19 protein-coding genes are annotated in these 23,448 nt (G+C 73.7%); 9 read left to right on the forward strand and 10 right to left on the reverse strand.

Features of this window, described 5'->3' with window-relative positions; genetic code table 11:
* Nucleotides 1–35: 35 nt before the first annotated feature.
* The 3 genes from ACIPXB_RS09885 to ACIPXB_RS09895 form a co-directional block, all read right to left on the reverse strand.
* Nucleotides 36–1,049: a TolB family protein gene (locus ACIPXB_RS09885; RefSeq protein WP_401446917.1), complete on the reverse strand. Its 1,014-nt coding sequence runs from the start codon at nt 1,047–1,049 to the stop codon at nt 36–38.
* Nucleotides 1,046–2,407, reverse strand: a complete 1,362-nt coding sequence (locus ACIPXB_RS09890) for an MFS transporter (protein WP_401447177.1) — start codon at nt 2,405–2,407, stop codon at nt 1,046–1,048. Before ACIPXB_RS09890 ends, ACIPXB_RS09885 begins: the two co-directional genes overlap by 4 nt.
* 141 nt (nt 2,408–2,548) lie before the next feature.
* Nucleotides 2,549–3,466, reverse strand: coding sequence for a glycosyltransferase family 2 protein (locus ACIPXB_RS09895; RefSeq protein WP_401446920.1), 918 nt, complete (start codon nt 3,464–3,466; stop codon nt 2,549–2,551).
* 396 nt (nt 3,467–3,862) lie between these two features.
* Here ACIPXB_RS09895 and ACIPXB_RS09900 point away from each other — a divergent pair, with 396 nt between their 5' ends.
* The 7 genes from ACIPXB_RS09900 (at nt 3,863) to ACIPXB_RS09930 (ending at nt 13,502) form a co-directional block, all read left to right on the forward strand.
* Complete coding sequence (locus ACIPXB_RS09900; protein ID WP_401446922.1) at nt 3,863–4,975, forward strand: Gfo/Idh/MocA family protein; 1,113 nt, start codon at nt 3,863–3,865, stop codon at nt 4,973–4,975.
* 98 nt (nt 4,976–5,073) lie between these two features.
* On the forward strand, nt 5,074–6,111 hold the full coding sequence (locus ACIPXB_RS09905; protein WP_401446925.1) for an SDR family NAD(P)-dependent oxidoreductase: 1,038 nt from the start codon (nt 5,074–5,076) through the stop codon (nt 6,109–6,111).
* Entirely contained in the window at nt 6,108–7,259 is a 1,152-nt protein-coding gene (locus ACIPXB_RS09910) for a DegT/DnrJ/EryC1/StrS family aminotransferase (RefSeq protein ID WP_401446927.1), read from the forward strand. The genes ACIPXB_RS09905 and ACIPXB_RS09910 overlap by 4 nt, the downstream gene beginning before the upstream one ends.
* On the forward strand, nt 7,256–8,023 hold the full coding sequence (locus tag ACIPXB_RS09915) for a NeuD/PglB/VioB family sugar acetyltransferase (protein ID WP_401446929.1): 768 nt from the start codon (nt 7,256–7,258) through the stop codon (nt 8,021–8,023). Before ACIPXB_RS09910 ends, ACIPXB_RS09915 begins: the two co-directional genes overlap by 4 nt.
* On the forward strand, nt 8,020–9,135 hold the full coding sequence (locus ACIPXB_RS09920) for a DegT/DnrJ/EryC1/StrS family aminotransferase (RefSeq protein ID WP_401446932.1): 1,116 nt from the start codon (nt 8,020–8,022) through the stop codon (nt 9,133–9,135). Before ACIPXB_RS09915 ends, ACIPXB_RS09920 begins: the two co-directional genes overlap by 4 nt.
* A gap of 27 nt (nt 9,136–9,162) precedes the next feature.
* The gene (locus ACIPXB_RS09925) at nt 9,163–12,459 is read left to right on the forward strand and encodes a DUF4082 domain-containing protein (protein WP_401446935.1); all 3,297 of its coding nucleotides are present in this window, start codon (nt 9,163–9,165) and stop codon (nt 12,457–12,459) included.
* Complete coding sequence (locus ACIPXB_RS09930; protein ID WP_401446938.1) at nt 12,456–13,502, forward strand: glycosyltransferase family 2 protein; 1,047 nt, start codon at nt 12,456–12,458, stop codon at nt 13,500–13,502. The genes ACIPXB_RS09925 and ACIPXB_RS09930 overlap by 4 nt, the downstream gene beginning before the upstream one ends.
* A gap of 107 nt (nt 13,503–13,609) precedes the next feature.
* On the opposite strand, the gene ACIPXB_RS09935 is transcribed toward ACIPXB_RS09930, so the two are convergent.
* A complete protein-coding gene (locus ACIPXB_RS09935) occupies nt 13,610–14,329 on the reverse strand; it encodes a hypothetical protein (protein WP_401446941.1) in 720 nt (239 codons plus the stop codon).
* 80 nt (nt 14,330–14,409) lie between these two features.
* Between ACIPXB_RS09935 and ACIPXB_RS09940 the strand changes: the two genes are divergently transcribed.
* On the forward strand, nt 14,410–16,446 hold the full coding sequence (locus ACIPXB_RS09940) for an O-antigen ligase family protein (RefSeq protein ID WP_401446943.1): 2,037 nt from the start codon (nt 14,410–14,412) through the stop codon (nt 16,444–16,446).
* Nucleotides 16,413–17,369: a glycosyltransferase gene (locus tag ACIPXB_RS09945; RefSeq protein ID WP_401446945.1), complete on the forward strand. Its 957-nt coding sequence runs from the start codon at nt 16,413–16,415 to the stop codon at nt 17,367–17,369. The genes ACIPXB_RS09940 and ACIPXB_RS09945 overlap by 34 nt, the downstream gene beginning before the upstream one ends.
* Nucleotides 17,370–17,378: 9 nt before the next feature.
* Here the strand turns inward: ACIPXB_RS09945 and ACIPXB_RS09950 are convergent, their stop codons facing one another.
* From ACIPXB_RS09950 to ACIPXB_RS09975, 6 genes are read right to left on the reverse strand one after another with little or no spacing between them, the layout of a single operon-like run.
* A complete protein-coding gene (locus tag ACIPXB_RS09950) occupies nt 17,379–18,362 on the reverse strand; it encodes a class I SAM-dependent methyltransferase (RefSeq protein ID WP_401446948.1) in 984 nt (327 codons plus the stop codon).
* The gene (locus tag ACIPXB_RS09955; protein WP_401446950.1) at nt 18,356–19,033 is read right to left on the reverse strand and encodes a class I SAM-dependent methyltransferase; all 678 of its coding nucleotides are present in this window, start codon (nt 19,031–19,033) and stop codon (nt 18,356–18,358) included. Before ACIPXB_RS09955 ends, ACIPXB_RS09950 begins: the two co-directional genes overlap by 7 nt.
* Before the next feature lie 52 nt (nt 19,034–19,085).
* Nucleotides 19,086–19,904 carry a glycosyltransferase family 2 protein gene (locus ACIPXB_RS09960; protein WP_401446952.1) on the reverse strand — a complete coding sequence of 273 codons (819 nt, stop codon included), beginning with the start codon at nt 19,902–19,904 and terminating at the stop codon, nt 19,086–19,088.
* A complete protein-coding gene (locus ACIPXB_RS09965; protein WP_401446954.1) occupies nt 19,901–21,040 on the reverse strand; it encodes a hypothetical protein in 1,140 nt (379 codons plus the stop codon). Before ACIPXB_RS09965 ends, ACIPXB_RS09960 begins: the two co-directional genes overlap by 4 nt.
* A gap of 5 nt (nt 21,041–21,045) precedes the next feature.
* Complete coding sequence (locus ACIPXB_RS09970) at nt 21,046–22,578, reverse strand: oligosaccharide flippase family protein (protein WP_401446957.1); 1,533 nt, start codon at nt 22,576–22,578, stop codon at nt 21,046–21,048.
* A complete protein-coding gene (locus tag ACIPXB_RS09975; RefSeq protein WP_401446959.1) occupies nt 22,550–23,431 on the reverse strand; it encodes a chain length determinant protein in 882 nt (293 codons plus the stop codon). The genes ACIPXB_RS09970 and ACIPXB_RS09975 overlap by 29 nt, the downstream gene beginning before the upstream one ends.
* Between the last annotated feature and the right edge of the window lie 17 nt (nt 23,432–23,448).

The raw sequence follows: 23,448 nt of genomic DNA on the forward strand, positions 1-23,448 counted from the left end.
GCACGGTGGGCCGGCCGCGTCCGTAGCGTCCGCCGTCAGCCCAGCCGGGTCGGGGACGAGGCCCCCGGCGTCAGGACCCTGGGGGTACCCGTGCCGTCCGCCGGGACCGTCCACAGGTCGGTGGTGTCCACCGCCCCCTCGGCGGGCAGGGCGTAGACGAGGGTGCGGTCGTCGAGCCACAGCGCCTGGTCGTCGACGCTGCGCTTCTCCGCCAGCGGCTGCTCCCGCAGGGTCGCCAGGTCCATGACGTGCTCGCGCCACAGCTGCGCGCCGCGCTGGACGCGCTTCTTGTACGCGATCCGGGTCCCGTCCGGCGACAGGGACGGACACTCGACGTTCTTGGCGAGCGTGGTGACGCTGCGCCCCGCGACCGACCCCTTCACGAGGTAGGTCTGGCCGGCGGTGCCCAGCGTGGCGTAGAAGGTGTCGTCGTCCCCGGCGAAGGTGACGCCCCAGAAGTTCACGTCCCCCGCGCTGTAGGGCCGCCCGTCCAGCACGACGGCGAACTTCTCCAGGTCCGGCTCCAGCGCCCAGGTCCGGGTGTCGACGATCGCGGTACGGGTGGAGAAGAACGCGGTGCCGTACGACTCCCCGGCCACGAAGACCGTCCAGGCGGCGAACCGGCCGCTGGGGGAGACCCGGGCCCGCGAGGGGGTGCCCGCGAGCGGGAAGCTGCGCACGGTGCGCAGCTCGGAGTCCACGATCAGGGCCTTGTTGTCCTGGGCGAGCGCGCCCGGCGAGGAGTTCAGGCACACGCCGGTGCCGGCGGCCGCGTGGAACCGCTGGCAGGTCAGCGCCGAGGCGCTGCGGTCGGCCCGGGGGTCGCGGTCCGGGACGGAAACCACGGCGCCGCGGTGCGGGCCCGGGGCGCCGTTGAGGAAGGCCAGCCCGTCCGTGCGGTCGAGTGCGACCGGGCCCCGGGCGACCGTCGGATCGCCCTCCCGGGTCCGTTCGGCGCGGGCGGCGGAGCGCAGGACCAGCGTGGCGCCGATGCCGCCGAGGACCAGCACGGCCAGGGCGAGGACGAGCAGCCGGCGCGAACGCGTCATCGGGGCCCTCCGGGGGCTCGGGGTGCGGGGGTGGCCCGGTCGCCGTGGGGGCCGGGAACGTCGCCGTCCGGGACGGACGGGCGCAGGACGAAGCCGGCGACGGCCGCGCAGCAGCACAGACCGGCCGCGGCGGCCGCGAGCGCCGGGCCGGAACCCCACAGCGTCCACGCGCCGCCGAAGGCGAGCGAGCAGCCGAAGCGGGCCAGCGCCTGGCCGGTGCCGACGACGGCGATGCCGGTGGCCCGCAGCCTCGCGGGGACGGTCGCGGCGACGGCGGCGGGCAGGACCCCGTCGGTGGCGGCGTAGAACAAGCCGTGCAGGGCGAGGACCACGTAGGGCAGCGCGGGGAAGTCGGGGGCCCACAGCAGCAGCCCGTACCCGGTGAGCAGCAGCGCGTGCCCGGTGAGGAAGACGGTGCGGCGCCCGATCCGGTCGGCGAGGGCGCCGGCCGGCACCGCCAGCAGCAGGAACACGGCGGCGGTGCCCAGCGGGAGCAGCGGGAACCACCGCTCGCCGACGCCGGTCCGCTCCTGGAGCAGCAGGTACAGGAACGCGTCGCTGACGGTGGTCAGGCCCAGCAGGGCGGCGCAGGCCGCCAGGGCGCGCAGCCGGGGCAGCCGCAGCAGCGCCAGCCCCTCCCGCACGCTCACCCCGCCGCCCGCCTTCGCGGCGGCCGGCTCCCGCCTCGGCTCCGGCGTCCCGGATACGCCGGGCGCGCAAGCATCGGGGCCGGAGGGGACGAACAGCATCAGCACCACGACGCCGAGCGCGGCCACGCACGCGCTGACGCCGAAGACCGCGTCGTATCCGTCGACCGTCAGGTTCAGGATCAGGAAGGCGGCCAGCGGTCCGAGCAGCGCTCCGGTGGTGTCCATGGCCCGGTGCACGCCGAAGGCCCGCCCCTGTGACGCGAGGGGCGTGGACAGCGAGATCAGCGCGTCGCGCGGGGCGGTGCGCAGGCCCTTGCCGGTGCGGTCCAGGGCGAGGACCACGCCCACGGCGGTGAGGCTGTGCGCCAGCAGCAGCAACGGCTTGCACAGCGCCGACAGGCCGTAGCCGAGGCCCGCGACCAGCTTGTGGCTGCGGACCCGGTCGGCGAGATGACCGCCGGTCAGCTGCACCAGCGCGCCGACGCCGTTGTAGACCCCGTCGAGAGCGCCGAACCCGAGCGGGCTCAGGCCCAGTCCTGCCACCAGGTACAGCGGCAGGACGGCGGTGACCATCTCCGAGGAGACGTCCGTGATCAGGCTGACCGTGCCGAGGGCGACGACGGCCGACGCGACCGCGGGCGCCCGTGCCGACGCCCCGTCCGGTGCGGCCTGCGCGCCCGCGGGCGCGGAGCGGTCCGCGAGGTACATGCTGGTCGAGCCCCCCGTGCCGACGGTCCACTTCACTGGTGATCACTCGTACGTGCGAAGGGAACCCTAAGGGGTGTACGGGCCACTTGGGCGGCGTTCGGCCCGATTCGGCCACCCCGGACGAGGCGGACGCCCCGCGGCTCAGCCCTGTCGGCTGCTCTCGTCGCGCAGCCAGGTGGAGAAGTCCCCCTGGCGGATCGCCCGCTCGGCCCGGCGCCGCGTGGCGAGGGCCGCCACGACGAACACCACGACCCCGGGCAGCAGCCCCGGCCGCTCCCGCAGCACCGCCCGCAGATCGCCCGTACGCGTGCGCGCGGACGGCGCCTCCGGCTCCGGCGACCCCGACCCGGCCCCCGCGGCCCCGGAGGGCCGCGACACCGCCTGGTGGCGCTCCAGTTCGGCCGACGAGGTCGCCGCCCGCACCTTCCGCCGGATCAGATCGCCCCAGGTGCGCGGCGGGTGCACCACGACCCTGGCCTCCGCGACCACCCGCCGCTCCGCCGGCCCGAAGGCCAGGGACGCGGCCAGGTCGTCGGCCATCAGCGGGGGCAGGGCGGCGATCCGCGCGTGCCCCGCCCCGGACAGCGCGATGACCCCGCGCCCGAACAGCCCCTCGCGCACGGCCGGCAGCTGCTGCCAGACCCGGTAGTACGCCCGGACCGGCCACGCGCAGCCGGCCAGCGGGATGTGGCGGCCGGGGGCCGCGGCGAGGAGCCCCGGATCGTCGGCGAGCGCGCCGGCCAGGGCCCGCACACCGGCCGCCCCGAACTCGACGTCGGCGTCCACGTACAGCCGCGGGAAGCCCCGCGCGTGCTCGTCCCCGACCCGCATCGCCGCGTGTTTGGAGGGGGTCGGTATCTCCACCACCCGTACGCGCGGGCCCCGCGCGCCCGCCACGGCGGCGGTGTCGTCGGTGCAGCCGTTGCACACCACGACGATGTCGGGTCCGGACACGGACGCGGACGAGGATGCGGACGCCGGGGTGTCGGCCAGGAGTGCGTCGAGGAGCCGGCCGATGACCCGGCCCTCGTTGTGGGCCGGGATCACGATGCTGGTCACCCGGGAAGTATGCACGCTCGGACAACGACGCAGGCCGTTTCCCCCAACTCCCCCCAGGGGTAGGCCCGGTGGTCTAGATTGAAGCCGCCGGGCGGACTCGGCGTGCTTCGGCGACGCGCAGTCCGACCGGAGCAGGGCAGTTGGGGCGGGTGCGGTGGCTCGGGGGAACGGGCCGCCCGCCCGTGGCCGGACCGGCGCGAGGGGTGCCGGACGGCCGGGGGGCGTACGTACAGCACGCAAGGCATCGGTCGTGGGGGGCCATCACCGTCGGGCGGGTCAGGCACGGGTCGCGCAGGGCGCCCGGCCCGCCGTCGACGGCACCCCCTTCCTTCGCGCGCCTCCCGGCCATGGGTCGTCGATACGCCCACGGGCGTGCGCGGAAGGAAGGGGAACGCTGTGAAGGACACCGCGAAGGACACCGCGAGGGACACGGGGCGGGACGGCGCGGCCACGGACGCGGGACCGGTGCCACCGTTAGGCGTCGCCGTCGTCGGCGCCGGCTACTGGGGCCCCAACCTCGTCCGCAACTTCCAGTCCAGTCCGCAGTTCCGGCTCCGCTGGCTCTGCGACCTGAACGTCGACCGGGCCCGCCAGGTGCTCGGCGGCTACTCCACCGTCCAGGCGACCGCGGACTACGAGGCCGTCCTCGCCGACCCGGACGTCGACGCGGTCGCCGTGGCCACCCCGGCCGGCACCCACCTCGACGTGGCGCTGGCCGCCCTGCGCGCCGGCAAGCACGTCCTGGTCGAGAAGCCGCTCGCCGCCAGCTACGAGGACGGGTTGCGCCTGGTGACCGAGGCCGAGGAACGCGGCCTGACCCTCATGTGCGACCACACCTACTGCTACACCCCGGCGGTGGCCCGCATCCGCGACATGGTCCGCTCCGGCGAACTCGGCGACATCCAGTTCGTCGACTCCGTCAGGATCAACCTGGGGCTCGTCCAGAAGGACATCGACGTCCTGTGGGACCTGGCCCCCCACGACCTCTCGGTCCTCGACTTCATCCTTCCCGAGCACGTCCGGCCCGTCGCCGTCGCCGCGCACGGCGCCGACCCCATCGGCACCGGCCAGTCCTGCGTGTCGTACCTGACGCTCACGCTGAGCACCGGTGCCATCGCCCACGTGCACGTCAACTGGCTCTCCCCGGTGAAGGTCCGCACCACCATGGTCGGCGGCTCCAAGCGCACCCTGGTGTGGGACGACCTCAACCCCACCCAGCGCGTCGCCGTGTACGACCGGGGCGTGGACCTGACGGCCCCGCAGGAGATCGGCGCGGACGAGCGCCGCGACATGCTCGTCTCGTACCGGACCGGCGACATGGTGGCGCCCGCGCTCGGCGAGAAGGAGGCCCTGCGGACCATGGTCGAGGAGTTCGCCGCCGCCGTCCGGACCGGCCGGCCGCCGCTGACCGACGGCCGGGCGGGCCTGAAGGTCCTCGACATCCTCGAAGCGGCCTCCCGGAGCCTGGAGTTCCGCGGCGCGGTCGTCGGACTGCGCACCGGGCGCTGACCGTCGGCCGTACCGCCGCTCGACCATCGCGCCCGGACGCGTGCACACCCGCCGGGCGCAGCAGCAAGCACCAAGACCGACTCAGTAGGGGCAGGGCGTTGAGCACTGTACGAGGCAAGAGGATTCTGGTCACCGGAGGGGCGGGCACCATCGGCTCGCACCTGGTGGACCTGCTGGTGGACAACGGGGCACGCGAGATCGTCGTGCTCGACAACTTCGTGCGGGGGCGCACCGCCAATCTGGCCCGCGCCCTCCCGAGCGGCGTGGTGGACGTCGTCGAGGGCGACATCCGTGACGCGGCCGCCGTGCGCAAGGCGACCGAGGGCGCCGACCTGGTGTTCCACCTGGCCGCCATCCGCATCACCCAGTGCGCGGAGGAACCGCGACTGGCCAACGAGGTGATGGTCGACGGCACCTTCAACGTGCTGGAGGCCGCGGCCGCCGCCGGCGTGGGCAAGGTGATCGCCTCGTCCTCGGCCTCGGTCTACGGCCTGGCGGACACCTTCCCGACCGCCGAGAGCCACCACCCGTACCACAACGACACCTTCTACGGGGCCGCGAAGGCCTTCAACGAGGGCATGCTGCGCAGCTTCCACTCCATGTACGGGCTGGACTACGTCGCGCTGCGCTACTTCAACGTGTACGGCCCGCGGATGGACATCCACGGCCTGTACACCGAGGTGCTGATCCGCTGGATGGAGCGGATCGCCGCCGGACAGCCGCCGCTGATCCTCGGCGACGGCACCCAGACCATGGACTTCGTCCACGTCCGCGACATCGCCCGCGCCAACCTGCTGGCCGCCGAGTCCGCTCTGACGGACGAGGTGTTCAACGTCGCCAGCGGCACCGAGACCAGCCTGCTGGAGCTGGCGCACGGGCTGCTGGAGGCCATGGGCGCCGACACCCTCGTACCCGAACACGGGCCGGCCCGCGCCGTGAACGGCGTGACCCGCCGTCTCGCGGACACCACGCGCGCCGCCGGGCGGCTCGGCTTCACCGCCGGGATCGACCTGCGCACCGGCCTGCGGGACCTGGTGGACTGGTGGCGCGCCGAACGCGCGGCGGCCGCCGGAGCCGGCACCGCCGGAGCCGGCACCGCCGAAGCCGCCGCGACGTCCAGGGAGGCCGCCCGATGAGCGCCCCGGACACGCCCGCCCGCATCCCCGTCATGATCCCCTGGCTCGGCGAGGAGGAGGCCCGGGCGGCCGCCGGCGCCGTCCTCTCCGGCTGGGTCGCCCAGGGTCCCCGGGTCGCCGAGTTCGAGCGCGCCTTCGCCGAGCGCGTGGGCGCCGAGCACGGCATCGCGGTGAGTTCGTGCACCACCGCCCTGCACCTGGCGCTGATCGCGCTGGAGCTCGGCCCCGGCGACGAGGTGATCGTGCCCTCGCTGTCCTTCATCGCCACGGCCAACGCCGTCCGGTACGTGGGCGCGCACCCGGTGTTCGCGGACGTCGAGGAAGCCACCGGCAACGTGACCGCGGCCACCGTCGACGCCGTCCGCACCCCGCGCACCAAGGCGGTGCTCGCCGTCCACCAGGGCGGCGTCCCCGCGGACGTACCCGCCCTGCGCGCGGCCTGCGCGGACTGGGGCCTCGCCCTGGTCGAGGACGCCGCCTGCGGCATCGGCGCGACCGTCGGCGGCAAGTCGGTCGGCCACGGCGCCCTGCTCGCCGCCTGGTCCTTCCACCCCCGCAAGGTGATCACCACCGGCGAGGGCGGCATGGTCACCACCGACGACGCGCGGTGGGCGGAGCGGCTGCGCCGGCTGCGCGAGCACGGCATGAACATCTCCGCCGCACAGCGCCACGCCAGCACCACCCCGATCGCCGAGAGCTATCTGGAGGTCGGCTACAACTACCGGATGACCGACATCCAGGCCGCGGTCGGCCTGGTGCAACTGGGCAAGCTGGACGCCATCGTGGCCCGCCGCCGGGCGCTCGCGGCCCGCTACGCGCAGCTGCTCGCCCCCGTCCCGGGCGTGCGCCCGGTCACGGACCCCGTGCACGGCGAGGGCAACTTCCAGTCGTACTGGATCCTGCTGACCGAGGGGTTCCCCCTCGGCCGGGACGAGCTGCTCGCCGTCCTCGCCGAGGCCGGGATCTCGGCCCGGCGCGGCATCATGGCCTCGCACCTGGAACCGGCCTACGCCGGGCACGGTGCGGCGCCGCTGCCCGTCACCGAGCGGCTCAGCCGCGACTCGCTGATCCTGCCGCTCTTCCACACCATGACCGAGGAGCAGCAGGACCGCGTCGTGGCCGCCCTGCGCGGACGGGCCGGCGGATGAACGCAGCCCACGACACCGAGGACCTGCTGATCGTCGGCGCGGGCGGTTTCGCCCGCGAGACCGCCCAGGCGGTACGGGACCTGGCCGCCGCCGGCCCGGCGAGCGGCCGCGCCCCGCGCTGGCGGCTCCTGGGGCACCTCGACGACGACCCGGCCCTGCACGGCCGGGACGTCGACGGCGTCCCCGTGCTCGGCGGCAGCGAACGCGTCCACGAGCTGGCGCGGGCCCGCGTGGTGGTCTGCGTCGGCAGTCCGCGCGACTACGCCGTCCGGGCCCGCCTGGTACGGCGGCTCGGGCTGCCCGCGCACCGCTACGCCACCGTGGTCCACCCCACGGCCGCCCTCTCGTCGTCCTCCGTGCTCGGCGTCGGCTCGGTGCTGCTCGCGCACTGCGTGCTGACCGCCGCCGTACGGGTGGGCTCCCACGTGGCCGTGATGCCGCAGGTGGTCCTCACCCACGACGACGCGATCGGCGACTTCGCCACGCTCGCCTCGGGCGTCCGCCTCGGCGGCGGGGTGCGGCTGGGGCGGGGCGCGTACGTGGGCGCGGGCTCGCTGGTCCGCGAGTACACCGCGGTCGGCGCCTGGTCACTGACCGGCATGGGCAGCACGGTGCTCGGCGACGTACCGCCCGGCGAGGTCTGGGCCGGCAGCCCGGCCCGCCGGCTGCGCACGGCCGACGCGCCCGCGCTCGACGAGCTGCGGGCCGATGGGGAGATGACCGGCGGCGGCCGGCAGACACGGATGGGGAGCACAGTCGGATGAACCAGATACCGCTCGTCGACCTGAAGGCGGCGCACGCCGAGGTCGCCGAGGACGTACGCGAGGGCTTCGACCGCGTGCTGGCGGACACCGCCTTCATCGGCGGCGAGGAGGTCCGCGCCTTCGAGCGCGAGTACGCCGCCTTCGCCGGCGTCGGACACTGCGTGGGCGTGGCCAACGGCACCGACGCGCTCGAACTGGCCCTGCGCGCCCGCGGGGTGGGCGCCGGGCACGAGGTGGTGCTGCCCGCCAACACCTTCATCGCCACCGCCGGCGCCGTCGCCCGCACCGGCGCCCGGCCGGTGCTGGTGGACTGCCTCCCCGACACCCTGCTGATGGACCCGCAGGCCGCGCTCGACGCGGTCACCGGCGCCACCCGCGCCGTCGTCCCGGTCCACCTGTACGGACAGTGCGCCGACACCGCGGAGCTCGCCCGCCGGCTGCCCGCCCACACGTACCTCGTCGAGGACGCAGCCCAGAGCCAGGGCGCCACCCGCGAGGGCCGCTCCCCGGGCAGCGGCACCATCGCCGCGACCAGCTTCTACCCGGGCAAGAACCTCGGCGCGTACGGTGACGCCGGCGCCGTGCTCACCGACGACGAGGAGGCGGCCGGGCTGGTCCGGGCGCTGGCCAACCACGGCGGCGTCGCCAAGTACCGGCACGACGTCCCCGGGTTCAACAGCCGGCTGGACGGTCTCCAGGCCGTCGTCCTGCGGGCCAAGCTGGCCCGGCTGGCCGACGGCAACGCCGCCCGCCGCGCCGCCGCCGCCCGCTACGACGCCCTGCTGGCCGGCCTCGCGGCCGCCGGACGCCTGACCCTGCCGGTCACGGCCGGCGGAAACGTCCACGTCTGGCACCTGTACGTCGTCCGCGTCGACGGCGCCGACCGGGACGCGGTCGTCGGCAAGCTCAACGCGGAGGGCATCGGCGCGGGCGTGCACTACCCGGCCCCGGTCCACCTCACCCCGGCCTACCGCCACCTCGGCCACGCACGCGGGGACTTCCCGCACGCCGAGCACGCCTCCGACCGGATGCTCTCCCTCCCGCTCTACCCGCAGATCACCGCCGCTCAACAGCAGCGGGTCGTGGACGCGCTCGCCGACGCCCTGCGCTGACGCCCTGTCGCACAAAAAGAGGTACAGATGAACAGACGGACAAGGCTGCTCCGGTACGGCCTCTTCACCGTGGTCGCGACTCTGATGGCCACGGTCCTACCCCCCTCCTCGGTGGCAGGGGCGGCGGACCCCTGCGGTCCCGGCACGAACGCCATCGTGTGCGAGAACTCCAAGCCGGGCACGCCGATGTCCGACTGGTTCGCGCCCAGCGCCTACGGCGACATCAAGGGCTTCCCCGACCGGACGAGCGTCCAGGCGGGCGAGACCGTGCAGTTCAAGGTCCAGTCGCCGACCCCCTACCGGGTCTCGGTCTACCGGCTGGGCCACTACGGCGGCGACGGGGCCCGCCTGCACTCCACCCCGGCGCAGGCGGCCCAGGTCCACCCGGCCAACTTCGCGCCGGGCGGGAACCCGGCCACCTGCACCACCAAGCCCGCCACGGGCCTGGTCGACTGCGGCAACTGGCCCGTCACCGCGAGCTGGACCGTGCCCTCGGACGCCGTGTCCGGCCTGTACATCGTCAACTTCGACCAGGCCGACGGCAACGGCGTCATGCCGTACCCGTTCGTCGTCCGCAACGACGCCAGCCGCTCCGACATCGTCGTCCAGACCAGCGACCAGACCTGGCAGGCGTACAACAACTACGGCGGCCAGGACCTCTACGACGGCGGCGGCCCCGCGCCCGACGGCCGGGCCTACGAGGTCAGCTACAACCGGCCGATGGACATCGGCGGCGAGAACGGGATCTACGGGTCCGAGTTCCAGATGATCTCCTGGCTGGAACGCAACGGCTACGACCTCAGCTACATCTCCGGCATCGACATGTCGACCCGCGGCGCCGCCCAACTGGGCCGCCACAAGGTCTTCATGTCCTCCGGACACGACGAGTACTGGACCCAGGAGCAGTTCACCAACGCCCTGAACGCCCGCCGCGCCGGGCAGCACCAGACGTACTTCAGCGGCAACGAGATCTTCTGGAAGACCCGGCTCGCGCCGAGCATCGACGGCACGAACACCGCCGACCGGACCCTGGTCTGCTACAAGGAGACCAAGCTGTCCTTCCCGCAGCCGAACGGCATCCCCGACCCGAGCGGGATCTGGACGGGCACCTTCATGGACCCGGCCAGCGCCACGGGCGGACGGCCCTTCCAGCCGCAGAACCAGCTGACCGGCTCGATGTTCAGCGTCAACGGCTACCGCGCCGACGCGATCACCGTGCCCGGCACCTTCGCCAAGCAGCGGCTGTGGCGCAACACCTCCGTCGCCGACCTCACCCCCTCGCAGACCGCCACCTTCCCCACGGGGACGCTCGGCTACGAGTGGGACAGCGACGTGGAGAACGCCAGCCGGCCGCCCGGCCAGATCCGGATGTCCTCCACCACGGTGGACATCGACGACGGCAAGCTCCTCAAGGACTACGGCAACACGTACGGCAACGGCACCGCGACCCACAGCCTGGTGGCCTTCCGCGACCAGACCTCGCGCGCGCTGGTGTTCGGCGCGGGCACGGTGCAGTGGTCCTGGGGCCTGACCAACATGCCCACCAGCAACCCCGACGACACCGTGGTCACCGCGGACAAGCGCATGCAGCAGGCCACGGTCAACGTGTTCGCCGACATGGGCGTCCAGCCCAGGTCCCTGCAGAGCGACCTGATCGCTTCGACCGCGTCCACGGACACCACCGGGCCGGCCGTGACCGTGACCAGCCCCGCGGCGGGCGCCACCGTGCCGGCGCTGCGCCCCGTGACCGTCACGGGCACCGCGGCCGACACCGGCGGCGTGGTGGCCCGGGTGGAGGTGTCCACCGACGGCGGGACGACCTGGAAGGCGACCACGGGCCTGGGGACCTGGAGCTACACCTGGACCCCGACCACCCCGGGCCCGGTGCAGGTCGAGGCGCGAGCCGTCGACGACAGCGTCAACATCGGCGCGGTCACCACGGTCCCGCTGACCGTCGGGCCCCAGCAGTGCCCCTGCACCGTGTGGCCCGCCGCGGCCGTGCCGGGCACCGTCAACGCCGGTGACGGCGGTGCCGTCGAACTCGGCGTGAAGATCCGCTCCTCGGTGGCCGGTTCCATCACCGGCGTCCGGTTCTACAAGTCGCCGGCCAACACCGGGACCCACACCGGCAGCCTGTGGAGCAGCACCGGCCAGCGCCTGGCCACCGGCACCTTCACCAACGAGACGGCGTCCGGCTGGCAGCAGCTGAACTTCTCCAGCCCGGTGCCCATCAAGCCGAACACCACCTACATCGCCTCCTACTTCGCCCCGCACGGCGGTTACTCCTTCGACACCACCTTCGCCGGCTCCGACGCCGGCCTGGCCCCGCTCACAGCGCTCAAGAGCGGCACCGACGGCGGCAACGGCGTCTACCGCTACAGCACCACCGGCGGATTCCCCGCCACCGCCTCGTCGGGCAGCAACTACTGGGTGGACGCGGTCCTGGACACCTCCACCGCGAGCACCACGCCGCCCACCGTCACGGCGACCTCGCCGCAGTCCGCGGCGACCGGGACCCAGATCACGGCGGCGGTGTCGGCCACCTTCAGCACGGCCGTCGACGCGGACACGCTCACGTTCACCGTCAAGGACTCCGGCGGCGCCACCGTCCCGGGCACCAAGGTGCTCGGCGCGTCGAACAGCGCGACCTTCACCCCGTCCTCGGAACTGGCCCTGAACACCACCTACACCGCGTCCGTCCAGGCGTCCGACCTGTGGGGCAACGCCATGACGGCGCCGGTCACGTGGACCTTCACCACCAGCGCCAGCCCGCCGACGGTGAACTGCCCGTGCACCCTGTGGAGCGGCACCGCGACACCGAGCACCGCCAACGTGACCGACGACACCAACTCGGTGGAGCTGGGCACCCGTTTCCAGTCCGCGGTGAACGGCTACATCACCGGTGTCACCTTCTACAAGGGCCCCGGCAACACCGGCACCCACACCGGCAGTCTGTGGTCCGCCTCCGGCACCCTGCTGGCCACCGGCACCTTCGGCAGCGAGACCCTCTCCGGCTGGCAACAGCTGACGTTCGCCGCGCCGGTGCCCATCACGGCGGGCACCACGTACGTGGCCTCCTACCACGCACCGAACGGCAACTACTCGGTGGACGGCGCCTACTTCAGCGGCGCCCACCGCTCCTATCCGCTGGTGGCCCCGGCCGACACGCCCGGGAACCCCAACGGCGTCTACAAGTACGGGACGTCCACGGCGTTCCCGTCGAACACCTTCGGCTCGGTGAACTACTGGGTGGGTCCCGTCTTCACCACGACCCTGCCCAGCGGCGTCCCGTCGGACGGGTCCGCGGAGGTGACCGGCCCATGAGCACCGTCAGCGTGGTGATCCCCTGCTACAAGTACGGCCACTTCCTCGCCGACTGCGTCCGCAGCGTCCTGGACGAGCAGCCGGGCGTCGACGTCCGCGTCCTGATCATCGACGACGCCTCGCCCGACGACTCCGCGGCCGTCGCCCGGGCGCTGGCGGCCGCCGACCCGCGGATCGAGGTCACGGTCCACGAGAGCAACCGGGGCCATATCGCCACCTACAACGAGGGCCTGCTGGAGTGGGCCGACGGGGACTACGTCGCCCTGCTCTCCGCCGACGACCGGCTGGTCCCCGGGGCGCTGGCGCGCGCCGCGACCCTGCTCGACGCCCACCCGGAGGCCGGCTTCGCGTACGGCCGGCCGCTGCGGTTCCAGCACGGCGGGCCGCTGCCCGCCGCCCGCACCCGCAGCACCGGGTCGGTCGTCTACCCGGGGCGGTGGTGGCTGGAGAGGCGCTTCAGGGAGGGCACCGGGTGCATCACCTCGCCCGAGGTGGTCGTCCGTACCAGCCTCCAGCGCAAGGTCGGGGGCTACGACCCGAACCTCCCGCACGCCGGTGACATCGAGATGTGGATGCGGCTCGCGGCGCACGCCGACGTCGGCTACGTCCGCGGGGCCGACCAGGCCTTCTACCGCGTCCACGGCAACAACATGTCCACCACGGACTTCGGCGGACAGCTCGACGACCTGCGCCAGCGCCTCGTCGCCTTCGACTCGGTGCTGGACAAGTGCGCGGGGCTGCTCCCCGAGGCCGACCGGCTGTCGGTGGCGGCCCGCACCCGGCTGGCCCGGTACGCCCTGCGGCGCGCCTACCGCGCGTACGACCGGGGGCGTACCGGGGTGGTGCCGGTCGAGGACCTCGAGGCGTTCGCCGCCGAGTGCCTGCCCGGCTACACCTCGCTGGCCGAGTACCGGGCGCTCCTGCGGCGCCGGCGGGTCGGGGCCCGCGTGATGCCGTACCTCCAGCCGCTGGTGCTCTCGGCCGTCGCCGAGCGGGGGCGCGAGTGGCTGTGGTGGGAGTCCTGGAAGCGCCGAGGGATTTGATGAACCAGCAGCACCACTCGTACCACCCGTACCATCCGCGCGCTCCGCACGACCGCCCCGGCCCCGGGGCGTCGTCGGCGCCCGGTCCGGCCCGGTGGCCCGCTTCCTCAGCGGGCCGCCGCGGCCGCCGGCACCCGGGCGGCGGCTCCGTCGCCGGCCTCGTGGCCGGACTCGCCCGTGCTCCGCGGACCGGTGCCGGCGCCTGCGCGCCGGCGCCGGCTGCGGTGCGTGAGGAGCCGGTCGGTCCACAGCGCGGCGGCCACCCCGCAGACGCCCGCGAGCAGTGCCGTACCGGCCAGCCCGCGGCTCTTGGTCCCGGTCCGCGCGACCGCGGTCGGCGGCACGAGGAGCGTCACGCTCATCCGGGCCGACTCCGGGATCCGCTGCTCGGCCTGCATGTCCGCCACGTGCCGGGTGTAGGCCTCGACGATCTTCCGTACGGCCTGGTCGGCCGCCGCGGCGGCCGCGTGCTCGGCCTGTATCTGGAGCGAGGGGATCAGATAGGCCGGGGTGACGCTGGTGCCGCTGTTGCGGGGCATCAGCCGGTACGTCCCCGTCACCCCCGCGGCCCGCAGCTCGGCCGCCCCGGCCGGCGACTGGAGCTGCTGCACGGCCGCGTAGGAGACCGCGGCCAGCGGCGGCTGCAGATTGGTCAGCTGGTTGGGCTGACCGCCGGTCACCGGCGGCTTGAGCACGACGATCGCGGAGCTGACGTACGTCCGGGTGGGCCGGAGCACCTGGAGGGCTCCGGCGGCCGCGACCACCGCCGCCAGGACCAGGACGTACCAGCGGCGGCGCAGCGCGCGGAACAACTCACCAGGCGACACAGCATTCCTTCCGTCGCGTTCGATCTTTTCAGGACGCAGCCCCCACCGCCATCGGTTCCGGGACCTTGCGGGGGGCGCGCGTGAGCATCGCGGAGATCGGCGCGGTGCTCCGGCGCCGCTGGTACGTCATGGTGCCGCTGGCCGTGCTCGGACTGCTGGCCGGCCTGCACCTGTACCGCTCGGTGCCGGTGTCCTACCAGTCGCAGAGCTCGGTCACCCTGCTCGACTCCACGGCGGTGGCCGCACTGGCCCCCGCCTTCGGCAACCCCATCTCCAACGCCGGCGGTTCCCTCGTCGTGACCGCCGACGTGCTGATCCGGACCCTGTCGGGGGCCGACGCGGCCCGGGACCTGTACGGCCTCGGGGTGACCGACCCCTACACCGTCGGCTTCGCCGCCAACACCTCGGGCCCCGTGCTCACCCTGACCGTCACGGGCACCGACCGGGAGAAGGTGCTGGGGGAGACCAGCACGCTCACCGCGTTCGCCGGGGAACAGCTCACCGCCCTCCAGGTGGCCGCCAAGGTGCAGCCCGCGTACTTCGTGCACACCGCCCCGGTGGTGCTGCCGCAGACACCCGTCCCCCAGCTCAAGAGCCGCTACCAGCAGGTGCTCGCCGTCGTCATCGCCTCGCTCGTCGCCGGCTTCACGCTCTCCTTCGTCACGGAGGCCCTGCTCGTGGCCCGCCGCCGGCGGCGGGAGGCCGCGGCCCGGGCAGGTGGTACCGGGACCGCGGCGCGCGTGCGCCGCCGGGGTTTCCGCGGCAGGGGTGCCCGCGGCAGGCCCCGCCCTGGACGCCTCGACGTCGTCGCCGTGCTCAGCGGCTATCTGGGGCTGGCCCTCTTCATCCCCTCGAACCTGACCCTGCCGGGTCTGGGCGGCGTGGGCACCCCGGCCAACGCGTTCGCCCTCCTGGCCCTGTTCTGGTACCTGGCGACCTGGCTGACCGGCCGGGCCCGCCCGGCGCCGGGCACCCGGCTGCCCCGCGTGGCGATGTGGCTGCTGGCCGTCTCGGTCCTGGCCTCCTACCTCGTGAACGCGGCGCGCGGCAGTTCGCAGAAGGAGGTCCTCGCGGCGGACCGGGGCCTGATCGGGCTGCTCGTGTGGGTGTCGCTGGTCGTGCTGGTCTCCGCCGGCATCCAGGACCGCGCCCGCCTCGACGTCCTGATGCGGCGGGCCGTGGTGATGGGGACGGTGGTCGCCGCCATCGGCTTCTACGACTTCTTCACCGCGACCAACATCGCCGACCGGATCAGCATCCCCGGGCTCCAGTCGAGCGTCGCGCAGATCACCACCCTGGACCGCGGTTCCTTCACCCGGCCGCGCTCCACCACCGCGCAGCCCCTGGAGTTCGGCGGCATGCTCGCCATCCTGCTGCCCTTCGCCGTCCAGCAGGCCTTCGACCCCGTACGACGGCACCTGAGCGGCTGGCGCCGCTGGGGGCCGGTGGTGCTGATGGGCGGCGCCCTGCCGCTCACGGTGTCCAGGACCTCCATCATCGGGGCGCTCATCGTGGTGCTGGTGATGGTGCCGCGCTGGAAGCCGCAGCGCCGCTGGACCGCCATCGGTGTGCTGCTGTGCTCGGTGGCCTGCTTCAAGGTGATCGTTCCCGGGCTGATCGGCACCATCACCACACTGTTCGCGTCCTTCTTCGCCAACTCCGACAGCAGCACCCAGGCACGCACCGTCAAGTACAGCGCGATCCTGCCCTACCTCGACGAACACCTGCTGTTCGGGCGGGGCTTCGGCACCTTCCTGCCCGAGCTGTTCTTCTTCACCGACAACCAGTACATGCTGACGCTGGCCGAGACGGGCCTCCTGGGGCTGCTCGCGCTCCTGGTCCTGCTCGTCACCGGCATCCACCAGGGCGGTGCCATCCGCAGGCTGGCCCGTACCGAATCCGACCGTGAGCTCGGGCAGGCCTTCTTCGCCTCGGCCCTCGTCGCCCTGGTCATCAGCGCCACCTTCGACGCCCTCAGCTTCCCGATGTTCGCCGGGATCTTCTTCCTGACGATCGCCGCCGGAGGCAGTCACCTCGGCTTCATCCGGCGCGAGGCGCCGAAGCCCCGAACCGTGGAGTCCCCATGCCCGGCCCCTCCCGTCCCGTCCGCCCCCTAGGCCCCGTCGCCGTCCTCGTCGTCACCTGGAACAGCGCCGGGGTGCTGCCGGAGTTCCTCGCCTCGCTGCCGGCGGGCATGGCCGGGCTGGACTGGCGCCTGGTCGTCGCCGACAACGACTCGGCCGACGGCACCGTGGACCTGGTCCGCTCGCTGGCCCCGGACGCCACCGTCGTCCGGACCGGCCGCAACGCCGGCTACGCGGCCGGGGTGAACGCCGCCCTCGCGGCCGCCGCCGGGTGGGAGGACGGCTTCCGCGCGGCCCTGGTCTGCAACCCGGACGTCCGGATGAGCCGGGGCTGCGCGGCGCTCCTCGTGGACGCCCTCGACGCCCCCCTGGCCGGCGGGCGCCGCGTCGGGATCACCGTCCCGCTGCTGTACGAGGAGGACGGCACCCGCCACCACTCGCTGCGCCGGGAGTCGCGGGTGACGCGCGCCCTGGGCGAGGCGGTGATCGGCAACCGCCGGGCGGGACGCTTCCCGCGCTGGAGCGAACTGGTCACCGATCCGGCCGCGTACGGACGGGCCACCGTGGCCGACTGGGCGACCGGCGCGCTGATGGCGCTCTCCCGCCCCTGCCTGGACGCCTGCGGCGCCTGGGACGAGTCCTTCTTCCTGTACTCGGAGGAGACCGAGTACTGCCTGCGCGCCCGCGACCTCGGCTTCGTCACCCGCCTCGAGCCCGCCGCCTCGGCGGTCCACCTCGGCGGCGACTCGCAGGTCTCGCCCCGCCTGTGGACCCTGCTGACCCTCAACCGGGTCAGGCTCTACGGGCGCCGCCACGGAGCGGCCGCGACCACCGCCTTCCGGGCCGCCGTCCTGCTCCGGGAGACCTCGCGCGCCGCGCTCGGCCGCCCGGCGAGCCGGGCGGCCGCGGCCGCGCTGGCCCGGCCGGGCGCCCTGCGCACCACACCGGGGCCCTGACCGGCGGGCTCAGCCCTCGCCGCGCCGCCGGCAGACCAGGGCGACGAAGTCGTGCCCGACCTCCGGGAGCGCCGCGTCCTCCGCGGCGAAGCACCGCTCCAGCAGCTCCAGCGTCTCCGGCTCCTGGTCACGGAAGTGGTGCGCGATCCCGGAGAGCACGATGTGCAGCACCGTGCCCCCGTACGGCCGCTCCTCGACCACCTCGAAATGGCGCCGCAGACCCGGCAGCAGCGCCGCCGCGTCGACCGCCTCCGAGGGGTCGTCCAGCACCATCGACAGCCTGCTGGGCCGTACGACACGGCGCTTGATCCGGCCGTCGGCCAGCCGCCGCCGCTCCTCGGGCAACCGGGCCAGCAGTGCGTTGGCCGCGTCCAGCTGGCCGTCGGTCCACTGGAAGCGGGTGGGGCCGACGAACTCGTCGACCACGAACAGCCCGCCGGGCACGATCAGCCGGGCCAGCCGGGGCAGGGTCGCGTCGAGGTCGTCGAAATGGTGCAGCGACTGCAGGCCCAGCAGGACGTCGAAGCGCTCCCCGTCGTCGGCCATCCGGTTGACGTCGGTGACCCGGAACCGCAGGACGTCGGCGAGACCGTGCTCGGCGGCGGCGCGGGTGGCGAAGTCGATCCGCTGCTGTGCCACGTCCACCCCCTCCAGCAGGCCGAACGCGCCGGTCTTCGCCCAGAGCAGTTCGTTCCCGCCGGTGCCGCACCCCAGCGACAGGCCGCGCAGATCGGTGCGCGGCGCGAAGTGCCGGGCGGCCACGTACTGGGGGTAGGAGGTGTCCGCGTCGCCGGTCATCAGCAGGTTCCACCGCTTGATGACCCCCGGGATCGCCCACCACTCGGTCAGCGACGGGTCGACCTGCGACCAGTGCTGGACCACCCGCGCGCCGCCGCGTACCCGCAGCTTGGCCAGCACCGGGTCCAGTTCCAGCCGGCGCACCTTGCGCAGCAGCCGGTCCGCGTCGTGCCGGTTGATCAGGTTGTTCAGCATGAGAGCTCCGTTCGTACGGCTGTCAGCGACTTCGTGACACCGAGCACCCGCTCGCCGAGGAGCACCGACCGGGGGAACAGGTAGCGCATCTCGGCACGGGTCAGCAGCTCGATGTTGATCACGGCGTTCATCGCCGACTCGGGGCTGTCGGGACGGCTGTGGACGAGCGGCCAGTGCCGCACCAGCCGGGTCCTGGCGGCCAGCGGCAGGAACTGGAAGCCGGGCGCCACGAAGTGCGGCTCGACCGGGAAATAGCGGTACGGCGTCTGGATCCAGTGCAGCGGCGCCAGCTGCTCGACGGCGGCGACGAACCGCTTGCGCTGGCTGTGGCCGCCCACGTGCTCGATGGTCGAGTTGGAGAACACCAGGTCGTAGCCGCCGGCGCCGCTCAGCTCGGCGGCCACCGCCGGGTCGGTGACGTCGGCGACCTCCGCGGTGATCCAGTCGGGCAGTTCGGCGGGATGCTCCTCCAGGTTGATCAGGTGGACCCGCTTGGCGCGCACCGGCGCGCGCAGCCACATCTCGGCCGTTCCGCCCAGGTCCACGACGCTCATGCCCTCGATGCCGGGGAAGCAGCGCCGGAAACGTTCCCAGCGGGCGATGCGCAGCCGTTCACCCAGCGAGCCGGGTGCGTCGACGAACTTGTTCCTGAGGGCACGGGATCGGGGCAAGGGATCAACCACCTTCTGGTCGGAGCGGATGGAGTGCGGGCGGGAGCGACCCTCAACGGGGCCCTTCCCATCGGGTGTAGAAACTGGACGGGTTCATCAGGTACCGGACGGTGGGGTGCGGCACATGGAGCACCCGGTGCCGGCGGCCGTACCGGCGGATCAGCTCCCAGTCCTCGCGGGGCATCACCTCCGGCGTCCGGCGCAGCCGGCTGAAGTACAGGGAGCGGGTGCGGCGGGCGACGAAGGCGTTGGTGTCCAGGAACGACTCGCGGGCCGCCCGGCGCCGGTCGTAGGGCACCGACAGGACGTCGTTCTCGCGGCCGTCGGGCAGGACCCGGCGCAGCGCCGTGTAGACCGCGTCGGGGCCGCCGGGCGACTCCAGCACCTCCAGTGCGCGGGCGAGATGGTCCGGCTCCCAGAGGTTGTCGTCGTCCAGGAACGCCACGTAGCGGGACCGGGTCAGCCGGATCCCGACGTTGCGGACGACTCCGGCGGTGCCGGTGTTGCGCGCCAGCGAGACGGCGAACAGCCGGGGATCGTCGGGCAGTTCGGGCAGGCCCGCCCCGTCGTCGACGACCATGACGACCTGGTCGCGCACGCTCTGCGCCAGCGCCGAGGCCACCGCCGCCCGCAGCGCGTCGGGGCGGCGGTGGGTGGCGATGACGGTGGCGACGAGCGCCGAGGGCGGCGCGGACAGGGCGGCGGCCAGCCGCCGGGTCTGCTCGCCCTCGAACCGGCGCAGCCGGACGGCGGTGGGCGCGAGCCAGATCTTGTTCCGGGTCTCGAACAGCACCAGCCAGCCGAACACCGCCTTGAGCAGCGTCCAGGGCACGCGGACGAGGCGGCGCACGAGGCGCGCGGGGCCGCTCACCGGGGCGGCTCGGGCTCGATGGGGCGGCCGTCGGACATCCGGTTGCCCCGCCACACGTTCCCGGCGCCGCCGTGGTTCCAGTGGGCGACCACGCCGTACCCGCCGGAATGCGGGTGGTACTGCGTCGAGAAGATGTTGTCGGTGACCTGGATCCCGGTGGCGCCGGTGCTGCCGCCGTACAGGGCGTACGCGCCGCCGGCGATCCAGTTGTCGTCCACGGTGACGTTGCGGACCACCCCGGTGTCCGCGAACAGGCCGATGCTCCCCGAGGCGCCCTGCGTGAGGCTGGTCGGGTTCAGCAGCGTGTTGTGGCGGATGATCAGGGCCCCGGTGTTGCCGCCGCCGCTGATGACCGCGTTGGTGTGCTGCCACTCGCCGCCCAGGTTGATGAAGGGGACGAGGTCGTGCACGTAGTTGTCGTGCAGATTGCCCTGCCCCATGGACAGCGCGTCACCGAACACCGAGATGTCGCACCAGCCGACCTCGATGGAGCTGCCCCCCATGTTCGACACGGCGTAGTCCACGCCGCCGTTGTCCGGCCCCTTGCCGGGGACGGCGGTGATGGTGGAGTGCAGGACCCGCAGGCCGCTGAAGCCGGGGCGCAGGTTGATGCCCCACCAGTTGTCCGAGGTGATCCGGGAGTCGATGACGGTGACGTCGTTGGCGTAGATGTCGAGCGATCCGGTGATGTCCCATCCCCGGATGACGAGTCCGTCGGTACGGACGGCCATGTACCCGGTCTTGTGGGGCGTCAGGGGGATCCGCGGACCGGTGGTGGTGGCGTCGGGGAAGCCGCAGGCGCCGGGAGAGGCGCAGCCGGCCTTGGCCGCGGGGGTGCCCGGCGTGCCGCCGGCGCCCGGTGTCGCGGTGGGCTTCCCCGTGCCCGATGCCGGCTGCGCCTCTCCCGACGGGGACGGCGACGGGGAGGCGGCGGGAGCGCCCGCCGCCGGTCCGGCCGCGGCCGGGGTACCGGCGCCGGTGGGAGCCGAGGACGGGCTCGCGGGGCAGGTCCGCGCGTCGTCCGGGCAGTCCGGTGGCGCGGAGCGGTCGGGTCCCGAGCAGGCCACGCCCAGGACCGCCAGTAAGGCCGCGAGCAGCAGGCCCGCGAGCGGGATGCGGCGCACGCGCCGTGACATCGGGTTCACCTCAGGTCCTTCGGGGCGGGCCGGACCGGTGCGGCGGTGCCGCGCAGGAAGGCGCGGCTGGGCAGGACGCACACCGTGTAGCCGGCCAGGGCGATCGCGGCGATGGCCAGGAGCGCGAGCCGGCCGTCGCCGAACCAGCTCTCCAGGCCCAGGATGGTCACGGCCATCACGGCCCCGCCGAGGAAGGGCCACGCGCAGGCCCGGGCGACGGAGCCGATGCCGATGCCGGCCCGGCCGAGGGCGTACAGGAAGACCGGTACCACCAGGCCGCCGGCGACCAGCACCTGGGCCTGCGAGACGCCGACGATGCCGTTCAGGCCGGCGGCGAGGAACAGCGCCGGGACCAGGGCCACCAGCCACAGACCCTGGATCAGCAGGAGCAGCCGGCGCTGGCCGGTCGCGACCATGCAGTCGTAGGCGAGTTCGCAGGCGATGCGGATCAGGCCGAGGACCATCAGCCAGGGCAGGGCCGCGGCGGCGGGGGTCCACTGGCTTCCGTAGATCGTCCGGATGGCCGGTTCCGCGAGGCCGCCCAGCAGCACGCACAGCGGGACGGTGGCGGTGATCACCACGCCCAGGGCGCGGCTGAAGCCCCGGGCGAGCGCCTGCGGCGACTCGGCGAGGCGGGAGAAGCCGGCGAAGGAGACCCGGCGGGCGGCCTCGGAGATGATCCGCACGGGCCAGCCGGAGACGTTGAAGGCGAGCACGTAGAAGCCCAGGGCCACACTGCCCAGCGTCGCGCCCACCACCATGGTGTTGACGTTGGCCACCGCGAGGGCCAGCAGGCTCGCCCCCGCCAGCGGCAGTCCGAACCTCAGCAGCTCCCGGGCCTGCCCGGGGTCCCAGCCGTACTTCAGCGTGCCCGGCGCTGCCAGGCAGCAGCCGATCAGCGTCACGGTGTTGCCCGCCACGGCCCCCCAGGCGAAGCTCATCGCGCCCCAGCCGTCGAAGGCCAGCAGCAGGGTGACCGAGGTACTGATCACGAAGTTGAGCCCGTCGATGACCATCCGCTTGCCCTGGGCGAACTCACGGGTGAGGAACTGGCCGGGCACCGCCGCCACCCCGCCGATCACCACGCACAGGCACATCACCCGCAGCACCCCGGCGGCGTCCGGCGAGCCGAGCAGGCCCGCCACCGCCGGTGCCGAGGCGAACAGCGCCACGTACAGCAGGCAGCTGGAGAGGGTGCTGAGGGTCAGTACGGTCGGCGCGAACCGCCGCGGATCCCCCTCCCAGCGGACGATGGCCAGGCTCACGCCCAGCTCGTTCGCGGACAGCAGGACCAGCAGGACCGTCTGGGCGACGCCGTACACGCCCCATTCCGCGGGGCCCAGGGCGAAGCGGGCCAGCACGATGCCGGTCGCGAAGTTGCCCAGGCGCAGGACGACGGTGTTGATCAGGCTCCAGCGGGCCGCCGAACGGACCTTCCGGCCCAGGGAGTCGGCGGCGGGGGGCGCGGGCGGGGCGGGAGCGGCGGTGCCGCCGCCCGGCCCGCCGGTGTCACTGTCCGGAGCGCGGGCGGTGTCCATGGACGGACTCCTCGTCGTGCGGCTCGGCGATGGACGCCGCGTCGGGATCGGACCCGGGCGTCCCGGGGCCCGCGCCGGCCGGCTCGTCGCCGGCGGACCGCGACCAGCTGGGCCGCCGGATGGCGAGGGTCCGCTCGACGACCGGTTCCGCGGTCGCGGGGGCGGTCGTGGGGGCGGTGGCGGGGGCGGCGGTCTTCTCCTCTTCCTCCTCTTCGGGGCTCCGGGCCCCCGGCCCGGGTCCCCGCCGGGCCCCCCGCGACCGGGTGCGCGCCTCCACGTAGAAGGAGGCGACCAGGCTGAGCACCAGGCCCAGTACCCCGGCCATGACGAGGTACTGCAGCCTGGTCTTGGTCTCGGCCACCGCCTCCTGCGGCGGCACGAACGTCGCCATGCGGATCATGGCGTCCGGGGCGACCTTCTGCTCCGCCTGGAACTCGGTCAGCCGCTTCTCGGCGTAGGCGGTCAGCTTCCTGTCCGACTCCAGGACGGCCGCCGGGTCGTTCCCGGTGACGGTGAGCCAGATGAACGGCCCCAGGGCGTTGTCGGCGATCTTCGCCTCGGGGGTTCCGGTGACGCCCAGCTTCCTGAGGTCGGCCAGCGAGGCATCGGAGTTGAGGTTGCGGGCGAGCCCGTCGGCCATGCCGGTCAACGAGGCCTGGGTGCTCAGGAAGGGGTTGCCGTCGTAGGCCACCGTGGCCTTCTGCGAGTTGAGCAGGGTCACGGTGCTCTGCGACCGGTACGTCACCGGCACCACCAGGTGGACGCCGACGACGAGCGCCGCGGTGATCAGCAGTCCCGGCAGCAGTACGTACCAGCGTCTGCGCATGACTCGCCAGATCTCGGCGAGGTCCATGGTCCACCCCTTCTTGT

The sequence above is a fragment of the Streptomyces sp. NPDC090022 genome (assembly GCF_044748145.1).
Classification (GTDB): Bacteria; Actinomycetota; Actinomycetes; order Streptomycetales; family Streptomycetaceae; genus Streptomyces.

Excerpts from the sequence above, each read along its gene's own strand:
- ACIPXB_RS09975 (WP_401446959.1), bottom strand. The coding sequence starts at position 23,431 with ATGGACCTCGCCGAGATCTGGCGAGTCATGCGCAGACGCTGGTACGTA.
- ACIPXB_RS09890 (WP_401447177.1), bottom strand. The coding sequence starts at position 2,407 with ATGTACCTCGCGGACCGCTCCGCGCCCGCGGGCGCGCAGGCCGCACCG.
- ACIPXB_RS09945 (WP_401446945.1), top strand. The coding sequence starts at position 16,413 with ATGCCCGGCCCCTCCCGTCCCGTCCGCCCCCTAGGCCCCGTCGCCGTC.
- ACIPXB_RS09965 (WP_401446954.1), bottom strand. The coding sequence starts at position 21,040 with ATGTCACGGCGCGTGCGCCGCATCCCGCTCGCGGGCCTGCTGCTCGCG.
- ACIPXB_RS09925 (WP_401446935.1), top strand. The coding sequence starts at position 9,163 with ATGAACAGACGGACAAGGCTGCTCCGGTACGGCCTCTTCACCGTGGTC.
- ACIPXB_RS09910 (WP_401446927.1), top strand. The coding sequence starts at position 6,108 with ATGAGCGCCCCGGACACGCCCGCCCGCATCCCCGTCATGATCCCCTGG.
- ACIPXB_RS09970 (WP_401446957.1), bottom strand. The coding sequence starts at position 22,578 with ATGGACACCGCCCGCGCTCCGGACAGTGACACCGGCGGGCCGGGCGGC.
- ACIPXB_RS09915 (WP_401446929.1), top strand. The coding sequence starts at position 7,256 with ATGAACGCAGCCCACGACACCGAGGACCTGCTGATCGTCGGCGCGGGC.
- ACIPXB_RS09930 (WP_401446938.1), top strand. The coding sequence starts at position 12,456 with ATGAGCACCGTCAGCGTGGTGATCCCCTGCTACAAGTACGGCCACTTC.
- ACIPXB_RS09920 (WP_401446932.1), top strand. The coding sequence starts at position 8,020 with ATGAACCAGATACCGCTCGTCGACCTGAAGGCGGCGCACGCCGAGGTC.
- ACIPXB_RS09950 (WP_401446948.1), bottom strand. The coding sequence starts at position 18,362 with ATGCTGAACAACCTGATCAACCGGCACGACGCGGACCGGCTGCTGCGC.
- ACIPXB_RS09885 (WP_401446917.1), bottom strand. The coding sequence starts at position 1,049 with ATGACGCGTTCGCGCCGGCTGCTCGTCCTCGCCCTGGCCGTGCTGGTC.